Origin of the sequence: Caldivirga sp. UBA161 (assembly GCF_002506515.1) — an archaeon.
Lineage (GTDB): Archaea > Thermoproteota > Thermoprotei > Thermoproteales > Thermocladiaceae > Caldivirga.
Map to the genome: position 1 here is coordinate 34,164 of NZ_DAXS01000041.1, position 1,014 is coordinate 35,177.

A 1,014-nucleotide genomic window follows, 5' to 3' on the forward strand; every position below is an offset into this window, starting at 1 on the left:
GTTATGGTGGTGTTAATGTATGTTAATGGGAGTGTTTGGCTGGGTAGGTACCTGTAGCTGATTATTAGTTTTGGGTTGAGGCTTGATGATGGCGCGGTCTCACTTAGGGCTAAGTAGCCTGTTGGTATATTGTAGATTGATTCATTGAATGTATAAATCTTGAGTAGGCTTACTGGGCTTTGGAGAATGTTTACGCCTGAGGGCTGTACATTAACTAGGTATATTGTTGTTAGTAAACCGTAATTAATCATCACTGATAAGCCATTGTATATTGTTAAGGCTGTGGGTACTCCACCATTCCATAAATAGGCTATGTTAGTTAAGGAACCTGTGGCTGTATTATAGACTTGAGTATAGTAAGCCACCATGGATGTTGATGAGTAGCCTGATGGGACATAACTACTATAGTTAATGCCATATATTCCTAACGCACTTGGGTTCCATGGATTAATAATCAGCACCATGCCGGTGTAGTTGACCAGGATGAGTAATTGACTATAGGGGTAGCCAATGATGCTTGGATTTATACTACTTAAATTAACCTCATACATTACTGCGTTTGAGGTTATGTTACATATAGTGTAGCTTATGTTAAGCATCCTCAAGCCCACGCTAGGCTTAACGTAGGCTAGGCTGAGTATTGAGCCTAGGGCTGGGGCGTTATTTAGGCTGACGGCAATAATTGGGTTAAGTATGAGCGCATAATTCTGCTTAAGCTTAATGGTAGCTTGCATTATACTTGAGCCAGTTAGGTTTAGGACACTAACCCATGAACCCAATAATGAGCCTGTGGATTCAGCGGTGTCCACGCCATATAATTCATACGCATACTCCTGAAATGTATACGAATACACGTAATGCCACCTAGGTAGGCTTATTGAAAATGAACTAACCTCAGTACCGTTCACGTAGAATGTGGCTGTGGCAGTGGGGTTGCTTGAGAATGGGCCCCCACTAATGCCTGATACTTGAACAGTAAGGTTAACTATATTCAATGGTGATTTCAAGTTAATA

General features: G+C 41.2%; 1 pseudogene. It reads right to left on the reverse strand.

Annotation, left to right across the window (positions count from 1 at the left end):
- Positions 1-1,014 (reverse strand): annotated as a pseudogene (locus BP896_RS04845) (hypothetical protein); the annotation flags it as partial.